21 protein-coding genes are annotated in these 16,423 nt (G+C 63.3%); 11 read left to right on the top strand and 10 right to left on the bottom strand.

Annotation, left to right across the window (positions count from 1 at the left end; all coding sequences use genetic code 11):
• Positions 1-9: 9 nt before the first annotated feature.
• From ACSJLU_RS06980 to ACSJLU_RS06970, 3 genes are all read right to left on the bottom strand, one after another.
• Positions 10-1,140 carry a Gfo/Idh/MocA family protein gene (locus ACSJLU_RS06980; RefSeq protein ID WP_043136982.1) on the bottom strand — a complete coding sequence of 377 codons (1,131 nt, stop codon included), beginning with the start codon at positions 1,138-1,140 and terminating at the stop codon, positions 10-12.
• Between the two features lie 228 nt (positions 1,141-1,368).
• Positions 1,369-1,992, bottom strand: coding sequence for a glutathione S-transferase family protein (locus ACSJLU_RS06975; protein WP_025302034.1), 624 nt, complete (start codon positions 1,990-1,992; stop codon positions 1,369-1,371).
• 15 nt (positions 1,993-2,007) lie between these two features.
• A complete protein-coding gene (locus ACSJLU_RS06970; RefSeq protein WP_016928567.1) occupies positions 2,008-2,190 on the bottom strand; it encodes a DUF1127 domain-containing protein in 183 nt (60 codons plus the stop codon).
• Between the two features lie 180 nt (positions 2,191-2,370).
• On the opposite strand from ACSJLU_RS06970, the gene ACSJLU_RS06965 reads away from it, so the two are divergent.
• From ACSJLU_RS06965 to ACSJLU_RS06955, 3 genes are all read left to right on the top strand, one after another.
• Positions 2,371-3,807 carry a PLP-dependent aminotransferase family protein gene (locus ACSJLU_RS06965; RefSeq protein ID WP_380825791.1) on the top strand — a complete coding sequence of 479 codons (1,437 nt, stop codon included), beginning with the start codon at positions 2,371-2,373 and terminating at the stop codon, positions 3,805-3,807.
• Between the two features lie 81 nt (positions 3,808-3,888).
• Positions 3,889-4,914: an AraC family transcriptional regulator gene (locus tag ACSJLU_RS06960; RefSeq protein WP_149570239.1), complete on the top strand. Its 1,026-nt coding sequence runs from the start codon at positions 3,889-3,891 to the stop codon at positions 4,912-4,914.
• Positions 4,911-5,576, top strand: coding sequence for an epimerase (locus ACSJLU_RS06955; protein ID WP_043136971.1), 666 nt, complete (start codon positions 4,911-4,913; stop codon positions 5,574-5,576). Before ACSJLU_RS06960 ends, ACSJLU_RS06955 begins: the two co-directional genes overlap by 4 nt.
• Positions 5,577-5,586: 10 nt before the next feature.
• On the opposite strand, the gene ACSJLU_RS06950 is transcribed toward ACSJLU_RS06955, so the two are convergent.
• Complete coding sequence (locus tag ACSJLU_RS06950; RefSeq protein ID WP_049203903.1) at positions 5,587-6,009, bottom strand: NUDIX hydrolase; 423 nt, start codon at positions 6,007-6,009, stop codon at positions 5,587-5,589.
• Between the two features lie 106 nt (positions 6,010-6,115).
• Between ACSJLU_RS06950 and sseA the strand changes: the two genes are divergently transcribed.
• Positions 6,116-6,961 carry a 3-mercaptopyruvate sulfurtransferase gene (gene sseA / locus ACSJLU_RS06945; protein ID WP_043136964.1) on the top strand — a complete coding sequence of 282 codons (846 nt, stop codon included), beginning with the start codon at positions 6,116-6,118 and terminating at the stop codon, positions 6,959-6,961.
• Here the strand turns inward: sseA and ACSJLU_RS06940 are convergent.
• On the bottom strand, positions 6,958-7,827 hold the full coding sequence (locus ACSJLU_RS06940) for a LysR substrate-binding domain-containing protein (RefSeq protein WP_261464448.1): 870 nt from the start codon (positions 7,825-7,827) through the stop codon (positions 6,958-6,960). The two genes, sseA and ACSJLU_RS06940, sit on opposite strands and share 4 nt — an antisense overlap.
• Positions 7,828-7,932: 105 nt before the next feature.
• Between ACSJLU_RS06940 and ACSJLU_RS06935 the strand changes: the two genes are divergently transcribed.
• From ACSJLU_RS06935 to ACSJLU_RS06915, 5 genes are all read left to right on the top strand, one after another.
• Positions 7,933-8,502: a DUF4865 family protein gene (locus ACSJLU_RS06935; RefSeq protein WP_141997551.1), complete on the top strand. Its 570-nt coding sequence runs from the start codon at positions 7,933-7,935 to the stop codon at positions 8,500-8,502.
• Between the two features lie 76 nt (positions 8,503-8,578).
• Positions 8,579-9,814 (top strand): FAD-dependent oxidoreductase, encoded by a 1,236-nt coding sequence (locus ACSJLU_RS06930; RefSeq protein ID WP_049208920.1) that lies wholly within the window; start codon positions 8,579-8,581, stop codon positions 9,812-9,814.
• Between the two features lie 68 nt (positions 9,815-9,882).
• Complete coding sequence (locus ACSJLU_RS06925; protein ID WP_016928576.1) at positions 9,883-10,143, top strand: type II toxin-antitoxin system Phd/YefM family antitoxin; 261 nt, start codon at positions 9,883-9,885, stop codon at positions 10,141-10,143.
• Complete coding sequence (locus ACSJLU_RS06920; protein ID WP_049203897.1) at positions 10,103-10,450, top strand: type II toxin-antitoxin system RelE/ParE family toxin; 348 nt, start codon at positions 10,103-10,105, stop codon at positions 10,448-10,450. The genes ACSJLU_RS06925 and ACSJLU_RS06920 overlap by 41 nt, the downstream gene beginning before the upstream one ends.
• Before the next feature lie 24 nt (positions 10,451-10,474).
• A complete protein-coding gene (locus tag ACSJLU_RS06915; protein WP_164099761.1) occupies positions 10,475-10,987 on the top strand; it encodes a GNAT family N-acetyltransferase in 513 nt (170 codons plus the stop codon).
• Between the two features lie 22 nt (positions 10,988-11,009).
• Here ACSJLU_RS06915 and ACSJLU_RS06910 read toward each other — a convergent pair whose 3' ends face one another.
• Positions 11,010-11,522 carry a DUF2165 family protein gene (locus tag ACSJLU_RS06910; RefSeq protein ID WP_439041069.1) on the bottom strand — a complete coding sequence of 171 codons (513 nt, stop codon included), beginning with the start codon at positions 11,520-11,522 and terminating at the stop codon, positions 11,010-11,012.
• Positions 11,523-11,657: 135 nt separating this feature from the next.
• Here ACSJLU_RS06910 and ACSJLU_RS06905 point away from each other — a divergent pair, with 135 nt between their 5' ends.
• Together ACSJLU_RS06905 and ACSJLU_RS06900 are read left to right on the top strand one after the other, a co-directional pair.
• On the top strand, positions 11,658-11,921 hold the full coding sequence (locus ACSJLU_RS06905) for a type II toxin-antitoxin system ParD family antitoxin (RefSeq protein ID WP_004939442.1): 264 nt from the start codon (positions 11,658-11,660) through the stop codon (positions 11,919-11,921).
• Positions 11,869-12,204 carry a type II toxin-antitoxin system RelE/ParE family toxin gene (locus ACSJLU_RS06900; protein WP_342096500.1) on the top strand — a complete coding sequence of 112 codons (336 nt, stop codon included), beginning with the start codon at positions 11,869-11,871 and terminating at the stop codon, positions 12,202-12,204. Before ACSJLU_RS06905 ends, ACSJLU_RS06900 begins: the two co-directional genes overlap by 53 nt.
• Before the next feature lie 7 nt (positions 12,205-12,211).
• Here ACSJLU_RS06900 and urtE read toward each other — a convergent pair whose 3' ends face one another.
• Genes urtE through urtB form a run of 4 tightly spaced genes read right to left on the bottom strand, consistent with a single transcriptional unit; the run spans position 12,212 to position 16,382 of the window.
• A complete protein-coding gene (urtE, locus tag ACSJLU_RS06895; RefSeq protein WP_261464451.1) occupies positions 12,212-12,910 on the bottom strand; it encodes an urea ABC transporter ATP-binding subunit UrtE in 699 nt (232 codons plus the stop codon).
• Between the two features lie 12 nt (positions 12,911-12,922).
• Complete coding sequence (urtD, locus tag ACSJLU_RS06890; protein ID WP_147822953.1) at positions 12,923-13,729, bottom strand: urea ABC transporter ATP-binding protein UrtD; 807 nt, start codon at positions 13,727-13,729, stop codon at positions 12,923-12,925.
• Positions 13,726-14,802, bottom strand: coding sequence for an urea ABC transporter permease subunit UrtC (gene urtC, locus ACSJLU_RS06885; protein ID WP_025302022.1), 1,077 nt, complete (start codon positions 14,800-14,802; stop codon positions 13,726-13,728). Before urtC ends, urtD begins: the two co-directional genes overlap by 4 nt.
• Positions 14,802-16,382 (bottom strand): urea ABC transporter permease subunit UrtB, encoded by a 1,581-nt coding sequence (gene urtB / locus ACSJLU_RS06880; protein ID WP_099816748.1) that lies wholly within the window; start codon positions 16,380-16,382, stop codon positions 14,802-14,804. The genes urtC and urtB overlap by 1 nt, the downstream gene beginning before the upstream one ends.
• Positions 16,383-16,423 lie beyond the last annotated feature (41 nt).

Here is a 16,423-nt window from a genome sequence, read left to right as displayed (position 1 = left end):
ATTTTATTGTCAATCGCGGTTGATCTCCAGCCAGCACCGCTGCTCGGCGGAGGCGGCTATCGCATCCAGCACGCAAGACACCTTCCAGCCTTCTTCAAAGTCCGGCCACATGCGATCGCCCGCGGCGATGCCGTTGACCAGATCGCGGATCTCCACCGTCTTCTGATCGTTAAAACCAATGCCGTGCCCGGCGCTGATGCAAAACGCCGCATAGTCCGGGTGCTTCGGCCCCACCAGCAGCGTCTTGAACCCCTGCCGCTCCACCGGTTCATCGTGCCGATACAGCTTCAGCTCCGCCATCCGTTCCTGGGTATAGCTCAGCGTGCCTTTAGTGCCGGTGACCACATAGGTCAGCCCCATCTTGCGCCCGCAGGCGATGCGCGACGTTTCGATCGTGCCCATCGCCCCGCCGGCGAAACGCAGCAGTGCACTGGCCTGATCTTCGTTTTCCACCGGCAGCAGGCGCGCCGGGTCTTGCGGGTCCGGGCGCTGCTTGATCACGGTCTGCATATCGCCAGAGACCGCCACGATATCGCCCACCAGGTAGTGCGCCATATTGACGATATGCGCCGCCAGATCCCCCAACGCGCCCAGCCCGGCGCTGGCGCGGCGGCAGTGCCAGTCGATCGGCGTGCGCGGGTCGGCCAGGTAATCCTCATTGTGGGTGCCGTAAAAATGCACCACCTCGCCGATTTCGCCGTTGGCGATGATCTCGCGCGCCAGCTGGCTGGTCGGGTTCTTCATGTAGTTGAAACCGACCAGCGTTTTCACGCCCTTGGCGCGGGCGGCCTGCACCATCTCCGCCGCGTCGGCGGCGTCCAGCGCCAGCGGTTTTTCCGAATATACGTGCTTGCCGTGGCGGATCGCCTCCAGCGCCATCTCTTTGTGCAAGAAATTAGGGGCGCAGATGTCTACCACGTCGATCGCCGGATCGGCCACCAGCTGCCGCCAGTCGCCGGTCGAACGCGCAAAGCCGAACTCGGCCGCGCGCTGCGCCGCCAGCTCGGGCGTCACCTCCGCCAGCATCTCCAGCACCAGATCCCCTTTAAGGGGAAATACCGTGGGGGCCTGCGCATAAGCGATAGCGTGACAACGCCCGATATAGCCGGTGCCGATTAACCCAACGCGTACCTGTTTCATCATTTTCTCCCGTGACCGAAATTCTGTGTAGAACCAGGCGCGGCTCAATGAAACGCGCCGATTGATAACGGGTTTATATGGAATATAAATTTCAATAACAAGCACGCGGGAAAATAAAGTTCATATTCGTGATGCCGTTCATGAAACGTTGACGGGATGATGCAATGAGGAAAGCCCGGACGCGGCTGGTCGTATCCGGACGGGATAAAATGAACCATTTATTTCATATTACGGCAAACCGTTGGCACCGTGTTGCACGTAGCCAGGGCGTTGCAGCAGGCGCTGCTGATAGGCCGCCAGCGCCGCATAATTCGGCCGCTCGAACGGCGTCATCAGCCAGCGGTTCAGCGACAGCCCCAGCACCACGTCCGCCAGCGTGAAGGTAGCGCCGGCGGCATAAGGGCCGTGCTGCGCCAAATGCCTGTCCAGCAGCCCCATCAGCCGATTCCACTCGCGTTCGGCGGCGGCCAGGCTGGCGGCATCCTGATAATCCGCATGCCCACGTACCCGCGACATGAACACATAGCGCCAGGCGCCGTTCAGATCGGTGGCCTGCCAGTCCATCCACATCTCCACCGCCGCGCGCGCGCCGGGTTCCTGCGGCAGCAGATCGCGGCGCCCTTCCCGCCCCACCAGATAGCGGCAAATGGTGTTCGACTCCCACAGCACCCGCTCGCCGTCAATCAGCACCGGCACCAGGCCGTTGGGATTCAGCGCCAGAAACGCCGGCTCCTGCGTGGAGCGAAAGCCGCTGCCCCAGTCTTCCCGTTCCAGCGTCAGCCCCAGCTCCTGACAGGTCCATAACACTTTGCGCACGTTGATTGATGAAGCCTTGCCCAAGACTCTCAGCATCGGTTTTCCTCTTATCTATTCTTTCCAGAAAGGTTTACATCCTTCACGCAGCGCTTCTGCACGCGACAAACCAATATCGATCAGCCGCGCATCGTCCAGCAATAATAATTCTTTTCGCGTCCTGTAGCGTTGCAGATACAGACGCCAGCGTGACCCACCGAATGAGCGCCGCCGCGGCGCGCCAGTAAACAGAGCCATCTTGTTATTCTCCCTGATGTTTTCGCGTTGCAGTCATCATGCTCGCCGAGAGAAAAACAATACAGATTCACGCTGGCGCTATTTTTTTCATACAGCTGCACCAAAAAACCCACTGAATGGTTTACTTTGAAAGCATCTGTACCGGTTTTTTAATTCTTACCGCCGATGAGAGGCCTCTGTATGACACGCTACGCCACGCTGGCCGCCATTCTCAGCCAACGCATTCAGCAAGGGTTGTATCCGGCCGGCCATCGCCTGCCTTCGGTGCGCGCATTGAGCCAGGAGCACGGCGTCAGCATCAGCACGGTGCAGCAAGCCTACCGGCTGCTCGAGGAACAGCGCCTGGTGGAAGCGCGGCCGAAGTCGGGCTACTTCGTGCATACGCGGCGCGCGCAGGCCGAGCTGCCCGCTATGACGGCGCCGGTGCAGCGGCCGGTGGACATTTCGCAATGGGAGCAGGTGCTGGAGCTGGTGCGCAGCCGGCCGCGCGAAGGCCTGATCCAACTGGGGCGCGGCATGCCGGACGTCGCCGAGCCGACGATGAAACCGCTGATTGTCGCCCTGCGCAACGCCGCCCGCCACGGCGACCTGCGCAGCCTTTATTACGACAGCATTCAGGGCGTGACCGCGCTGCGTGAACAGGTCGCTCGTCTGCTGCTGGATTCCGGCTGCCATATCAGTGCCGATCAGTTGCTGATCACCACCGGTTGCCAGGAAGCGATCTCCGCCGGGCTGCGCGCCGTTTGCCAACCCGGCGACATCGTGGCGGTCGATTCCCCCTGCTTCCACGGCACCATGCAAACGCTGAAGGGATTGGGCATCAAAGCGCTGGAAATCCCCACCGATCCGCTCACCGGCGTCAGCCTGGCCGCGCTGGAGATGGCCCTTGAACAATGGCCGATCAAGGCCATTCTGCTGACGCCCAACTGCAACAACCCGCTGGGCTACATCATGCCCGACGCCCATAAACAGCGGCTGCTGACGCTGGCGCAACGCCACGATGCGGCGATCATCGAGGATGACGTTTACGGCGACATCGCCTATCACTACCCGCGGCCGCGCACCATCAAGTCGTTCGACGACGACGGCCGCGTGCTGCTGTGTAGCTCGTTTTCCAAAACGCTGGCGCCGGGACTGCGCGTGGGCTGGATCGCGCCCGGCCGCTATCTGGAGCGGGTGCTACACATGAAGTTCATCGGCTCCGGCGCCACCGCCACCCAGCCGCAGCTGGCGATCGCCGAATTTATCCGCAGCGGGCACTATCTGCAGCACCTGCGGCGCATGCGCGCCCGCTACCAGCAGAACCGCGATCGCATGACCGATCTGATCCTGAAACACTTCCCGGTCAGCACCCGCGTCAGCCGGCCGCGCGGCGGTTTTATGCTGTGGATCGAATTGGACGAGGCGTTCGACACCCTGCGGCTGAACCGCCATCTCGAGCAGCAAGGCGTACAAATCGCCGTCGGCAGCATTTTTTCCGCCGCCGGCAAGTACCGCAACTGTCTGCGCATCAACTATGCGCCGACGCTGACGACGGAGATCGAACAGGCGGTACAACGGGTCGGCGCCACCATCCAGGCGCTGATGCCGGCCGGCAGTTTGGCGCAATCAGATTAAATCTTGACGCGATCGGATTATCGGCGCACGGACAGGCTGTTTTAGAGTAAGGCCTTCTCTTATCACTGGCAGGCAACAACCATGAGCAGCGATCAAATTCCGGTTTCCAACGCGTTGGCGGTGCGCCTCGCGGCGCAAGGCGTCGATCTCGAACGGGTCGGTCAGTTAGCCGGCTTGCCCGCCGGGCTGCTCAGCGAGCGGCGCGTAAAAGTGCGGTTGACCACCCACCAGTTCTTCGCCGTCTGGCGCGCCCTCGCCCAACTGAGCGACGATCCCGCCTTTGGTCTGCGGCTGGGCGGCGACGTCGCGCCGGAGCATTACGATATCGCGTCAGTCGCCGCACTGCACTCCGCCACGATGGGCGAGGCCCTGCGTAAAGTCGCGCGCTACAAACGGTTGGTGTGCCCGGAAGAACTGATGCTGGAGGAAGATGGCGACAGCGTTCGGCTGCATACGCGTTGGACGATGATCGAGGACCCTACGCCGGAATTGCTGATAGACACCATGTTCGCCTCTATCACCACCCTGTGCCGCCGTGGCACCGGTTTACCGCTGCAGCCCAAGGCGCTTGAGGTGACCCGCCGTCGCGATCCCCACTCGCCGCTGTTGCGCCACTTCGGCTGCCCGGTGCGATTCGATGCGCCGCAGGACGTGCTGGTGTTCGATCGCGCGCTGATGCGGCAGCCGCTCATCACTTATGATCAGGACATGTTGGCGCAGCTGCTGCCGGAGCTGGAGGCCGAGTTGGCCGAGGTGTGCGCCGAGCAAAACTTACCGATGCAGGTGATGGCGATCCTCGGCCGCAGCATGCGCGGCCAGCGCCCCAGCGTCAACAGCGTGGCCGCGGAGCTCTATCTCAGCCCGCGCACGCTGCAGCGCCGTCTGCAACGGCACGGCTACAGCTACCAGCAGCTGCTGGACAAAACTCGCCATCGTACCGCCTGCCGCTTGTTGGCGGATACCGATCTCGAGCCGGGCGAAATCGCCTTTGTGCTGGGATTCGAAGAGCTGAATTCGTTCAGCCGCGCCTTTATTCAGTGGGAAGCGCTGACGCCCAGCCGCTGGCGCACTCAGCGTGCAGCCGACCATCGGGAGGACAGAGCATGAAAGTGATTATCTTCGGCGCCAGCGGCATGGTGGGCCAGGGCGCGCTGCGAGAATGCCTGCGCGATCCGCGGGTCAGCGAAGTGCTCAGCATCGGCCGGCGCCCGTTGGCGCAGAGCCACGCCAAACTGCGCCAGCTTTCTGTGCCCGATCTGCGTGATCTGTCGGCGCTGGAGCCGCAGCTCGCCGGCTACGACGCCTGTTTCTTCTGCCTGGGGATTTCGTCCGCCGGCCTGAGCGAAGCCGAGTATCGCGCGGTGACTTACGATCTGACGCTGGCCGCCGCCCGCCCGCTGGCGAGGCTGAATCCGACGATGGTCTTCCTCTACGTTTCCGGCGTCGGCACCGACAGCAGCGAACGCGGCCGCAGCATGTGGGCCAGGGTCAAGGGCGCCACCGAAAACGCGCTGCTGGCGCTGCCGTTCCACGCGGTGATGTTCCGCCCCGGCGCCATTGTGCCGCTGCACGGCATTCGCTCCAAAGTCCGTACATACGATCTGATTTATCGGCTGTTCAAACCGCTGTGGCTCGGCGCATTGCGGCTGTTTCCCTCGCAGGTGAGCAGCACCGAACGAATCGGGCTGGCGATGCTGGCGGTGGCGCGCCGGGAAACCGCCTTGCGCATCCTGGAGCCGCCGCAGATCAATCAACTGGCGACGCGCTGAAATACCGTCATCAACCGCGCCGCCGCCAATACGCCGCCACCCGGCGGCGCAGATGCTCGATGCCCTGCGGATGCTCAATAAACTGCGCCACCGGCATCATCCGCCAGCGCTGGCCTTCGTCGCCAAAGCGAATGGCGGCGATCTGCGCCGGGGCGATCTCGCCGGCCATAAACCAGGTCGGCGGGGAGCCGGGCAGAACGCCATCGTAGCGCCGCCGCCAGACAACCTGACATTCCGCGATCGTCACGCCGAACTCTTCCTGCGTTTCCCGCTGCACGCACTGCAGCGGCGTTTCGCCGTTTTCCCGCCCGCCGCCAGGCAGATCCCATTGACCGGGCCATGGAATGCCCGGCTTGTCGTCCCGTTGGTAAACCAGCAAGCGATCGTCGCACAGCAGCGCGATCTTGGCCCCGCCAAACGCCTCGTCCGTCATGATTTCTCCGCTCCCGGCCCATCGCCTTTGACCGAACATCATACTTCATCCCCGCGCGGCCTGGTGTATAGTGAAAATCCGTTTTCACAACAGGCGAACAATAACGATGAACTCTCCGTTTCTGGTGACTCCCCAATGGCTTGCGCAACATATCAACGATGAAAATCTGGTGGTGATCGACGTTCGGATGTCGCCGGTGGGGCTAACGCCGAAAAAGGACATGCTTGCCGAGTTCGAACGCGGCCATATCCCCGGCGCGGTCTATTTTGATATCGACGACGTGGCGGACAAAAACACCGCGCTGCCGCACATGCTGCCGACGGCGGCGGAGTTTGGCGCGGCGGTGGGCAAACTGGGCATCAGCGAGCGCGATACCCTGGTGATTTACGACGAGGGCAACCAGTTCTCCGCACCGCGCGGCTGGTGGACCTTCCGCAATTTCGGCGCCGAGCATGTTTACGTACTGGACGAAGGGCTGAACGGCTGGACCGCGCTGGGGCAAGCGCTGGCAACCGGCCCGGCGCAGCCTGCCCCGCAGACGTTCAACGCCCGGTTCAACGCCGACGCGGTGGTGGATATGCGGCAAGTGGAACAGGCGCTAGGCACGCCGGTGCAAATTCTCGACGCGCGCGCCGCGCCGCGTTTCCATGCCGAAGCGCCGGAGCCGCGTCCCGGCCTGCACCGCGGCCACATTCCGGGCAGCATCAACATTCCGTACGGCGAGCTGCTGGAGAACGGCCGTTTCAAATCGCTGGAGGCACTGCGCCAAACCTTCAGCGACAAGGGGGTGGACATCAACGGCCCGATCATCACCAGCTGCGGCTCCGGCGTGACGGCGGCGGTGCTGGCGTTTGGCTTGTTGTCGCTCGGCGCGCCGCAGGTCAAGCTGTATGACGGTGCCTGGAGCGAATGGGGCCAGCTGAGCGGCAAGCAGCCAATCGCCCAAGATTAGGTTTCGATCCGCTCGACCACGATCTGCGCCAGCCGCTGCACGGCGGCCGAAGGCTGATCCTCGGCGCGGTGCAGCACCACGCCGAGTTGGCCAAGAGCGGGCAGCAGATCGGGGGCCAGCGGTGACAGGCCGGGCGGTAAGCCCGCCGCCGTGCGCACCGTGACGCCCAACCCGGCGCTCACCGCCGCCCAAACGCCATTCAGGCTGCGGCTGGTAAAGGCGATGCGCCAGGGAATACCGGCGCGATCCAGCGCCTGCGTCGCCGCGCTGCGCATCAGACAGGGCGCGTCGAACATCACCAACGGCAAGGGCTCATCCCCTTCTCGCCACGGCGCCAGCGCGAAGCCGGGCGAGGCGATCCAGTGCAGCTGCCGCTGCCCCAGCGCCTTATGAAACGGCGTGCTCAAACCGCCATCCCACGCCAGCGACAGATCCAGCTGGCCTTTCAGCACCCAGTCGATCAGCTCGGCATTGCGGGCGATGCGCGCCTCGATGCGCACCTTCGGATTGGCGCGCGCGAAGCTGCCCAACACCTGCGGCAGAAACGTCTCGCCGAAATCCTCCTGCAACCCCAGCCGCACCGTGCCCTGCAGATCCAACCCGCGCACCGCGGCGGCGGCTTCGTCATTGAGCTCCAGCAGACGGCGCGCGTAGCCGAGCAGGGTTTCCCCCGCCTCGGTCATCACCATGCCGCGCCCAGCCTTGCGCAGGATCGGCGCGCCGACCTGCTGTTCCAGCTTTTTCAGGTGGGCGCTGACCGCCGACGTCGAACGCCCCAGCCGTTCAGCCGCCTTGGCGAAGCTGCCCAGCTCGACGCCGGTGACGAAGCTGCGCAAATCCTCGAGATCGAACGTTATTCGCCCCATGCTGACCGTCCTGATTTTTTGAACCATCAATCAAAATAATACCGATTTTACTGATAAAGATGGCGTGTCACGCTCTCCGGGTCAATGTCTTTCCGGAGAATCCTTATGCTCGCGATGCAATACCGTTTCACCCTGCCCGTCGATTACGACATGGCGATCGTCCGCCGCCGTATCGCCGATGTCGGTCACCGGCTCGACGCCTGTCCGCAGCTGATCGTCAAAGCCTATTTGTACGCGCAGTGCAGCGAAGGCAGCGCCGAAAATCTCTACGCCCCCTTCTACCTGTGGAACAGCAGCGCCGGCATGAGCGACTTCCTGACCGGCGAAGGTTTCAAGGGCCTCAGTCAGGCGTTCGGCTGGCCGCGCGTCAATCACTGGCTGCCGTGGCTGACGCATTTCGATCGCCCTCATTTGGCCGAGGCCGCCTGGGCGACCTGTCAGGAGCAGATTATCGCCCCCTACAGCGATCTGCCTGCGCTGCGGCGGCAACAGCAGGCGGCGCCCGGCGCGCTGGCCTCCATCGTGGCGTTCGATCCCGCCGAGTGGCGATTAGTGCGGCTGGATGTCTGGCGTGCCCCCCCGCAGGCACAGCCGCAAAACCGCCAACTGTTCCGCGTCGGCCATCTGTCTGCCCCCTTTGACCACACTGCGCCGCGGGTTGACAGCCAAACTTGATATTGATAATCATTATCAACATTAAACATTCATTTGCGGCTCGCGGGATGCGGGCCGCTCTCCGGGGTCAACCGTCATGTCGTCATCACCAATCACACCTTACGCCACCACCTGCTGCATCGTGGGAGGCGGCCCCGCCGGGCTGATGCTCGGCTATCTGCTGGCGCGGGCGGGGATCGACGTGACGGTGCTGGAGAAGCACGCCGACTTCCTGCGCGATTTTCGCGGTGACACCATTCACCCGTCGACGCTGGAAGTCATGCATCAACTGGGCCTGCTCGACGAACTGCTGACGCTGCCGCATCAGCGCGCGGAATCTCTGCACGCCGAAGTCGCCGGGCGCGACATCAAGCTGGCGGATTTCACCCGCCTGCCGACGCGCTGCAAATTTATCGCCTTTATGCCGCAGTGGGAGTTCCTCAACTTTTTGGCCCAGCAGGCCGCCGCCTTCCCCAACTTCAGGCTGCTGACCTCAACGCAGGTTCACCAGTTGCTGTACGACCGCGGCCAGGTGTGCGGCGTGCTGGCCGACACGCCGGAAGGCCCGATCCGCGTGCGCAGCCAGTTGGTGGTCGGCACCGACGGCCGCAACTCGGTGGTGCGCGAACAGGCGGCGCTCAGCAGCCGATCCTTCGGCGCGCCGCGCGACGTAGTGTGGATGAAGCTCAGCAAGCAGCCGGGCGATCCGGCTTGGTCGATGGGCCACACCGGGCCGAAGCAAAACTTCATAATGATCGATCGCGGCGACTACTGGCAGTGCGGCTACTCGATCGATAAAGGCAGCTTCGACGCGATCCGCCGCAGCGGCCTGGAGAAATTTTTGCTGCACCTCGCCGAGGTGGCGCCATTCCAGGACGATCGCCTGCAGGAGATCGTCGAGTGGGATCAGGTGAAGCTGCTGAGCATCCGCATCGATCGTCTGGATCGCTGGGCCAAACCGGGGGTGCTGTGCATCGGCGACGCCGCGCACGCCATGTCACCGATCGGAGGCGTGGGCGTCAACCTGGCGATTCAGGACGCTGTGGCCGCCGCCAACGCCCTGATCCCGCCGCTGCGCCAGCATCGGCTGCAGCTGAAGCATCTGCTGAGCGTGCAGCGCCGGCGCGAATTCCCCACTCGCGCCATCCAGTTTTTGCAGATCAAAATGAGCCAGCGCAAGCCGGGCGAACGCCGCGCGGCGGGCGGCTCGCGCTTGATCGCCCGCGTCGGCAACAGCCGCTGGCTGCCGCGCCTGTTCGGCCGCATCATCGGCCTGGGTTTTCGCCGTGAAACGCCGCGGCATCTGTCCAACGAAACCTGCCCGCCGGAATAGCATTGGTGATTTTTTCATCGCGCCGTATAATGGTTAAATCGAACGATTTAATTAACTGGAGCGATTAAATGTACGCACTCACCGCGAACGAGGCCAAAACCCAATTCGGCGATTTGCTGCTCAAGGCGCAGCGTGAACCGGTGCAAATCAATCGCAACGGCAAACCGGTCGCCGTCGTCATGTCTGTAGAAGATTACCAGGCGCTGGAAGATCTCAAATTAAGTGCACTGCAGCAAAAAATCGCGCAGGCTACCGCCGAGGAAGACGCCGGTAAGGCGGTAGACGGCGATGCCTTCTTCAACCGTCTGCTCACCGATGAAACAGACTGAGATGCCCGCGTTTCGCCTCACCCCGCAGGCCCAACAAGATCTGCTGGCTATTCGTCATTTCACCATCGAGCACTGGGGCCAAGCGCAATCTCGCCGCTATCTTGAGCAGTTGAGAGAGGTCATGCATCATTTGGCAGATATGCCGGAAGCGGGTAAAGCTCACTTCCACGATCTGGGCGAAGAGATACGCAGTTTTCCTTACGCCAGCCATAGGATCTACTACCGCAACCGCCCTGCCGGCATCACCGTTCTCGCCATTCTGCATCAGGCGATGGTGCCTCACCGGCATCTGGAACAACGGCTGTAATTTTTCTTACTCAAAGGGGCACTGATGTTCACCGTTCGTCAGGCATTGCTGGAAGATTTAACCCTGGTGCGCGATATCGGCATCCGCACCTATCGCGCGCACTTCGGTGAGCTGTGGCACTACCCGCACGAGCTGGAGGCCTTTTTGGCCGAGGATTTTTCCGTCTCCGCGCTGGAACAGACGCTGCGCGATCCCGACGTGTGCTGGCTGTTAGCCTATGAGAATGACGCCCTCGTCGGCTATGCGCGGCTCAACGTCGACAGCCTGCTGGCGCCAACCGAGCACATCGGCGCAGAGCTGCAGAAAATCTATTTCCTGCCGGGCCATGCCGGCAATGGCTATGGCCAGCGCCTGTTCGAACAGGTGCAACAGCGGGCCATCGAGCGCCGGCAAAAGACGCTGTGGCTGGAGGTGCTGCAACGCAACACCGGCGCCCAACGCTTTTATCAGCGCCAGGGATTGAGCATTTGTGGCGAGACCTGCTACACCAGCGCCCAAGGCTCGATAGGCATCTGGTATATGAGCAAGGCGCTGTAACCGCGCCCCGCTCCGCCGTCGTTTAGCGCGGCTCCCGCTGCAGCATCAGGAACAGCAAGGCAAACGCATTGGGCGCCAGGTAGATCAGCGCCCCCAGCTGCACCGCCAGCGGATCCTTCTTGGCCTGCCAGGCCATAAACCAGTCGCCGGCGACCACCATAAAGCCGACGCCCCACACCGCAATTGCGCAAAGCGCCCCCAGCATCGCCCAGGCTTTGCCCTTGGCGAAAGCGGCGTAAGAGCCTTTCAATCGCCCGATCATCAACGCCACGCCCGCCGTCGCGAATAGGCCGGCCAGCGTTTCCAGCGCGGTGATGACCGCCAACCCCAACATGCAGGCCCAGTCGGCGCTGATCGCGCGCCACATCAGCCCCGGCGTTTGATAAGTATCCTGCATGGCGAGCAGCGGCCCCACCGCATTGCGCGCGATGCCGGCGAAATCCGCCGTATTGTTCAACAGGCTAAACAGCCCCCACAGGGCCGGAAACAGGGACAGGACGATGCAACCGAAGCGTGACACAGTGATTTCGTTCATGAATTATCCTTAATGAATAAACGGGTGGCTCCCGTCCTCATGACGGGACCGCTATTGAGATCCTGATAGTTTGACGCGCACAATGTAAGAACTAATCTTACAATGACGCAGCATAGCCGAAAGTGAGGAGGAACAATGGGCAGAACACTAACGGTAGATCTGGGTGACGAACTGCGTAGCTTCGTCGAAGACCTGGTGGCCAGCGGCGATTACCGAACGCCCAGCGAAGTCATCCGCGAATCCGTGCGCACTTTGCGCGAACGTACCGCCGCCTCAAAACTGGAAGAGCTTAGGCGCTTGATCGCCGAAGGAGAGAACAGCGGCGAAGCCGTCGAATGGGATCGTGATGTGTTCATGGAAAGAATACGGAGCAAAGCAAAAGGATGCGCAGGAGAGTAACCGTTCGTCCAAAAGCGCTGGACGATATGGAAGAGATCTATTTTACGGGTTGGCGCACTTTGGCTTGCAGGTGGCCGAAGATTATCTGCGCCGCCTGCATCAGGCTTTCGATAACCTTAGCCACCACCAACTCGGCAAAAACATCGATGCAATCGGCCCCGGCCTATGGGTATTGCCCGTCGCCAACCACCTGATTTATTTTCGACAGCACAGGCGGGAGGTGAATATCATCAGAGTGCTGCATCATTCCCGCGATCCGCTCAGCCAATCCTTTTTCAGCTGACCCAACGTTAAATCGCCACCAGCGCGCGGACGCCGTCCTGTTCCATAGCGCTGCCGGCGCCGCGCTGCACGATGCTGCCGCGCGACATCACCAGATAGCTGTCCGCCAGGTCGGCGGCGAAGTCATAGAACTGCTCCACCAGCAGGATCGCCATATCGCCCCGCGCCGCCAGCTGTTTGATCACCGCGCCGATCTCCTTGATCACCGAAGGTTGGATCCCTTCCGTCGGTTCGTCGAGGATCAACAGCTGCGGTCGGCAGGCCAGCGCCCGGCCGATCGCCAGCTGCTGTTGCTGCCCGCCGGAAAGATCGCCGCCGCGCCGATCCTTCATATGCCGCAGCACAGGAAACAGTTCATAGATCGGATCCGGCACCGCGCGCGCGTCGGCGCCGGAAAAACGCGCCAGCCCCATCAGCAGATTTTCCTCCACCGTCAGGCGCGGGAAAATCTCCCGCCCCTGCGGCACATAGGCGATGCCCGCCTGCACCCGCTGATGCGGCTTTTTACCGGTGATGGTTTCGCCCCGCCAACGGACGCTGCCGCTACGCGCCGGGATCAGCCCCATCAGGCATTTCAGCAGCGTGGTCTTGCCCACGCCATTGCGCCCCAGCAGGCAGGTCACCTCGCCGATGCGCGCCTCGAACGACAGGCCGCGCAGAATGTGGCTGCCGCCGTAATACTGATTCAATTCCTCTACCTGCAGCATGATTACGCCTCCTCAGCGCCCCAGATATACCTCAATCACCCGTTCATCGGCCTGCACCTGCGCCAGCGATCCTTCCGCCAGCACCTGTCCCTGATGCAGCACCGTCACGCGATCGGCAATGGTTTCCACAAACCCCATGTCGTGCTCCACCACCATCAGCGAATGCTTGCCCGCCAGCTCGCGGAACAGTTCGGCGGTGTAGTCGGTTTCGGCGTCGGTCATGCCGGCCGCCGGCTCGTCGAGCAGCAGCAGGTGCGGCTCCTGCACCAGCAGCATGCCGATCTCGAGAAACTGTTTCTGCCCGTGGGACAGCAGCCCGGCGGGCCGGTGGCGCTCATGCCCCAGCCGCAGGGTCTTCAGCATCTCGTCGATGCGGTCGCGCTGCTCGCTGCTTAGGCGGGCGCGCAGGCAGGCCCACACCGACTTACGGGTTTTCTGCGCGATCTCCAGATTTTCGAACACCGTCAGCGCCTCGAACACCGTCGGTTTTTGAAACTTGCGGCCGATGCCGGCGTGGGCGATCTGCATCGGCGCCAGCCGGGTCAGATCGACGGTCTGATCGTAAAACACCCTGCCGCTGTCCGGCCGGGTTTTGCCGGTGATCACATCCATCAGCGTGGTCTTGCCGGCGCCGTTGGGGCCGATCACGCAGCGCAGTTCGCCGACGCCAATGCGCAACGACAGATCGGTCAGCGCGCGAAAACCGTCGAAGCTGACGTTGACGTTGTCGAGCTGCAGCACCGGATCGGTTTGCTGCCGGTATTTGTCCGCCGGCAGCGGATGAGTAAACAGTTCGTCGGTCACTTGCATCACCTTCATGAGGATTTCCTTCGACGCAGCAGGCCAATCACCCCTTTGGGCAGAAACAACGTGACGACGATAAACATCAGGCCGAGGAAAAACTGCCAGTATTCGGGAATGGCCATGGTGAACCAGCTCTTGGCGCCGTTGACGATGCCGGCGCCGAGCAGCGGCCCCACCAGGGTGCCGCGCCCGCCGAGGGCGACCCAAATGGCGGCCTCGATCGAGTTGGTCGGCGACATTTCGCCGGGGTTGATGATGCCGACCTGCGGCACATAGAGCGCGCCGGCCAGCCCGCACAGCACCGCCGACAGCGTCCAGACGAACAGCTTGAAGCCCTTCGGATCGTAGCCGCAGAAGGTCAGGCGGTTTTCCGCATCGCGCACCGCGGTCAGCACCCGGCCGAACTTGCTGCGCGCCAGCGCAAAGCCGATGGCCAGGCTGGCGGCCAGCAGCAGCACCGTCGCCAGGAACAGCGCCACCCGCGTGCCGGCGGCGGTGATGGGAAAGCCGAGCAGCGTAGTGAAACCGGTAAAGCCGTTATTGCCGCCGAAACCGGTCTCGTTGCGAAAGAACAGCAGCATGCCGGCATAGGTCAGCGCCTGGGTCATGATCGAGAAGTACACCCCTTTGATTTTCGAGCGAAAGGCGAAGTAGCCGAACAGGAAAGCCAACAGGCCCGGCACCAGCACGATCAGGCACAGCGCCCAGGCGAAATGCTGGGTGCCGCTCCAGAACCACGGCAGCTCGTTCCAGGAGAGGAACGCCATAAACGCCGGCAGCCCGTCGCCCGCCGCCTGCCGCATCAGGTACATGCCCATGGCGTAGCCGCCGAGCGCGAAGAACAGCCCGTGGCCGAGCGACAGCAGCCCGGCATAGCCCCACACCAGATCGAGCGCCACCGCCACCACCGCGTAGCACAGGATCTTGCCCGCCAGCGTCAGGGTATAGGTGGACACCGCCAGCGGATGATCCGCCGGCAACAACGTCATGAACGGCATGACCAGCAGCGCCAGCAACGCCAGCCCGCCGATGCTCAACGCCAGCCGGGGCGCTTTCTGCACGCCGGTTACGGTCAATGGTTGGCTCATCAGTCAATCACCCTGCCCTTAAGGGCGAACAGCCCCTGCGGACGCTTTTGAATAAACAGAACGATCAGCACCAGGATCAGGATCTTGCCCAACACGGCGCCGATCTGCGGCTCGAGGATCTTGTTGACGATGCCGAGGCCGAAGGCCGCCGCCACCGTCCCCGCCAGCTGGCCGACGCCGCCGAGCACCACCACCAGGAACGAATCGATGATGTAACCTTGCCCCAGCTCCGGCCCAACGTTGCCCAACTGCGACAGCGCCACCCCGCCGAGCCCGGCGATGCCGGATCCCAACCCGAAGGCCAGCATGTCCACCCGCCCGGTGGGCACGCCGCAGCAGGCCGCCATCGCGCGGTTTTGCGTCACCGCGCGCACGTTCATGCCGAGCCGGGTTTTGTTCAGCAGCAGCCAGGTCAACGCCAGCACCAGCAGCACGAACACGATCACCGCGATGCGGTTCCACGGCAGCACCAGGTTCGGCAACAGCTGCACCCCGCCCGACAGCCACGCCGGGTTGGCGACCTCGACGTTCTGCGCGCCGAACAGCACCCGCACCAGCTGGATCAGCACCAGGCTGATGCCCCAGGTGGCCAGCAGGGTTTCCAGCGGCCGGCCGTACAGGTGGCGGATCACCGTACGCTCAAGCGCCATGCCGATCCCGGCGGTGATGGCGAACGCCACCGGCAGCGCCGCCAGCGGGTAGAGCGCCAGCCACTGCGGCGCAAATTGCTGAAACAGCCCCTGCACCAGATAGGCGGAATAGGCGCCGAGCATCAGCATTTCGCCGTGCGCCATATTGATGACGCCGAGCAGGCCGTAGGTGATCGCCAGGCCGAGCGCCGCCAGCAGCAGGATCGAACCGAGCGACAGGCCGCTGAACGCCTGGCCGAGCAGATCGCCGATCATCAGGCGGTGCTGCACGCGCTGCAGGCTGCGCTGCGCCTCGGCGCGCACCGCGGCGTCCGGCTCATTGGCCGCATCGGTCAAGGCTTGCAGCCGCGCGCGGGTTTCCGGCTCGCCCGATTCCCCCAGCAGCCGCACCGCATTGAAGCGCACCTGCGGGCTGGCATCGGCCAATTGCAGGTTCGCCAGCGCAATGCTCAGCGCGTCGCGTACCTGCGGGTCTTTCTCCTGCGCCAGCCGCCGGGTCAACAGCGGCAACTGCTCGCCCTGCGCCTCGCGCTGCAGCGCGGTCGCCGCCTGCAGCCGCACCGCCGCGTCCGCGCTGACCAACCGCTGCGCCGACAACGCGTTGGCAATCAGAATGCGCAGCCGGTTGTTCAGCCACACTTTCTTCGGCTCGCCAACCGGGGCCGCCTCACCTTCAAGCGGCAGATAGCGGTCGCCCTGGCGGATAAAGGCGCGCTTCGCCTCGTCGATCGCCACGGTTTCCTGCTGCAGCCCCTGCAGCAGCGGCAGGCGCGCGGCGTCCGGCTCGGCCGCCCACGCCTGCAGCAGTTTGGCCTGCTGCGCGCGATTGGCCGCAGCGAACTCATCGGCCGGCCCGGCCTGCGCCAGCAGGGGCCAGGCGCACAGCAGCCACAGCCCGGCGCGCAGAGAGGATAAAAACGGAGATTGCATCAGCTGCCTCTTCTGTTGGGCCGGCGCGCGTCGAGCCGCGC

It is taken from the genome of Serratia bockelmannii, assembly GCF_051803255.1.
Lineage (GTDB): Bacteria > Pseudomonadota > Gammaproteobacteria > Enterobacterales > Enterobacteriaceae > Serratia > Serratia bockelmannii.
Note: the sequence above shows the minus strand (reverse complement) of the source record. Positions and strands in the feature narration are given on the sequence as shown.

Bases quoted from the DNA above. Each gene is read 5' to 3' on its own strand.
- urtD (WP_147822953.1), bottom strand. From the start codon at position 13,729: ATGAAGGTGATGCAAGTGACCGACGAACTGTTTACTCATCCGCTGCCG.
- urtB (WP_099816748.1), bottom strand. From the start codon at position 16,382: ATGCAATCTCCGTTTTTATCCTCTCTGCGCGCCGGGCTGTGGCTGCTG.
- ACSJLU_RS06930 (WP_049208920.1), top strand. From the start codon at position 8,579: ATGTCGTCATCACCAATCACACCTTACGCCACCACCTGCTGCATCGTG.
- ACSJLU_RS06980 (WP_043136982.1), bottom strand. From the start codon at position 1,140: ATGAAACAGGTACGCGTTGGGTTAATCGGCACCGGCTATATCGGGCGT.
- urtC (WP_025302022.1), bottom strand. From the start codon at position 14,802: ATGAGCCAACCATTGACCGTAACCGGCGTGCAGAAAGCGCCCCGGCTG.
- ACSJLU_RS06925 (WP_016928576.1), top strand. From the start codon at position 9,883: ATGTACGCACTCACCGCGAACGAGGCCAAAACCCAATTCGGCGATTTG.
- ACSJLU_RS06960 (WP_149570239.1), top strand. From the start codon at position 3,889: ATGAGCAGCGATCAAATTCCGGTTTCCAACGCGTTGGCGGTGCGCCTC.
- sseA (WP_043136964.1), top strand. From the start codon at position 6,116: ATGAACTCTCCGTTTCTGGTGACTCCCCAATGGCTTGCGCAACATATC.
- ACSJLU_RS06910 (WP_439041069.1), bottom strand. From the start codon at position 11,522: ATGAACGAAATCACTGTGTCACGCTTCGGTTGCATCGTCCTGTCCCTG.
- ACSJLU_RS06970 (WP_016928567.1), bottom strand. From the start codon at position 2,190: ATGGCTCTGTTTACTGGCGCGCCGCGGCGGCGCTCATTCGGTGGGTCA.
- ACSJLU_RS06920 (WP_049203897.1), top strand. From the start codon at position 10,103: ATGCCTTCTTCAACCGTCTGCTCACCGATGAAACAGACTGAGATGCCC.
- ACSJLU_RS06950 (WP_049203903.1), bottom strand. From the start codon at position 6,009: ATGACGGACGAGGCGTTTGGCGGGGCCAAGATCGCGCTGCTGTGCGAC.
- ACSJLU_RS06975 (WP_025302034.1), bottom strand. From the start codon at position 1,992: ATGCTGAGAGTCTTGGGCAAGGCTTCATCAATCAACGTGCGCAAAGTG.
- ACSJLU_RS06955 (WP_043136971.1), top strand. From the start codon at position 4,911: ATGAAAGTGATTATCTTCGGCGCCAGCGGCATGGTGGGCCAGGGCGCG.
- ACSJLU_RS06905 (WP_004939442.1), top strand. From the start codon at position 11,658: ATGGGCAGAACACTAACGGTAGATCTGGGTGACGAACTGCGTAGCTTC.
- ACSJLU_RS06915 (WP_164099761.1), top strand. From the start codon at position 10,475: ATGTTCACCGTTCGTCAGGCATTGCTGGAAGATTTAACCCTGGTGCGC.
- ACSJLU_RS06965 (WP_380825791.1), top strand. From the start codon at position 2,371: ATGACACGCTACGCCACGCTGGCCGCCATTCTCAGCCAACGCATTCAG.
- ACSJLU_RS06900 (WP_342096500.1), top strand. From the start codon at position 11,869: ATGTGTTCATGGAAAGAATACGGAGCAAAGCAAAAGGATGCGCAGGAG.
- urtE (WP_261464451.1), bottom strand. From the start codon at position 12,910: ATGCTGCAGGTAGAGGAATTGAATCAGTATTACGGCGGCAGCCACATT.
- ACSJLU_RS06940 (WP_261464448.1), bottom strand. From the start codon at position 7,827: ATGGGGCGAATAACGTTCGATCTCGAGGATTTGCGCAGCTTCGTCACC.
- ACSJLU_RS06935 (WP_141997551.1), top strand. From the start codon at position 7,933: ATGCTCGCGATGCAATACCGTTTCACCCTGCCCGTCGATTACGACATG.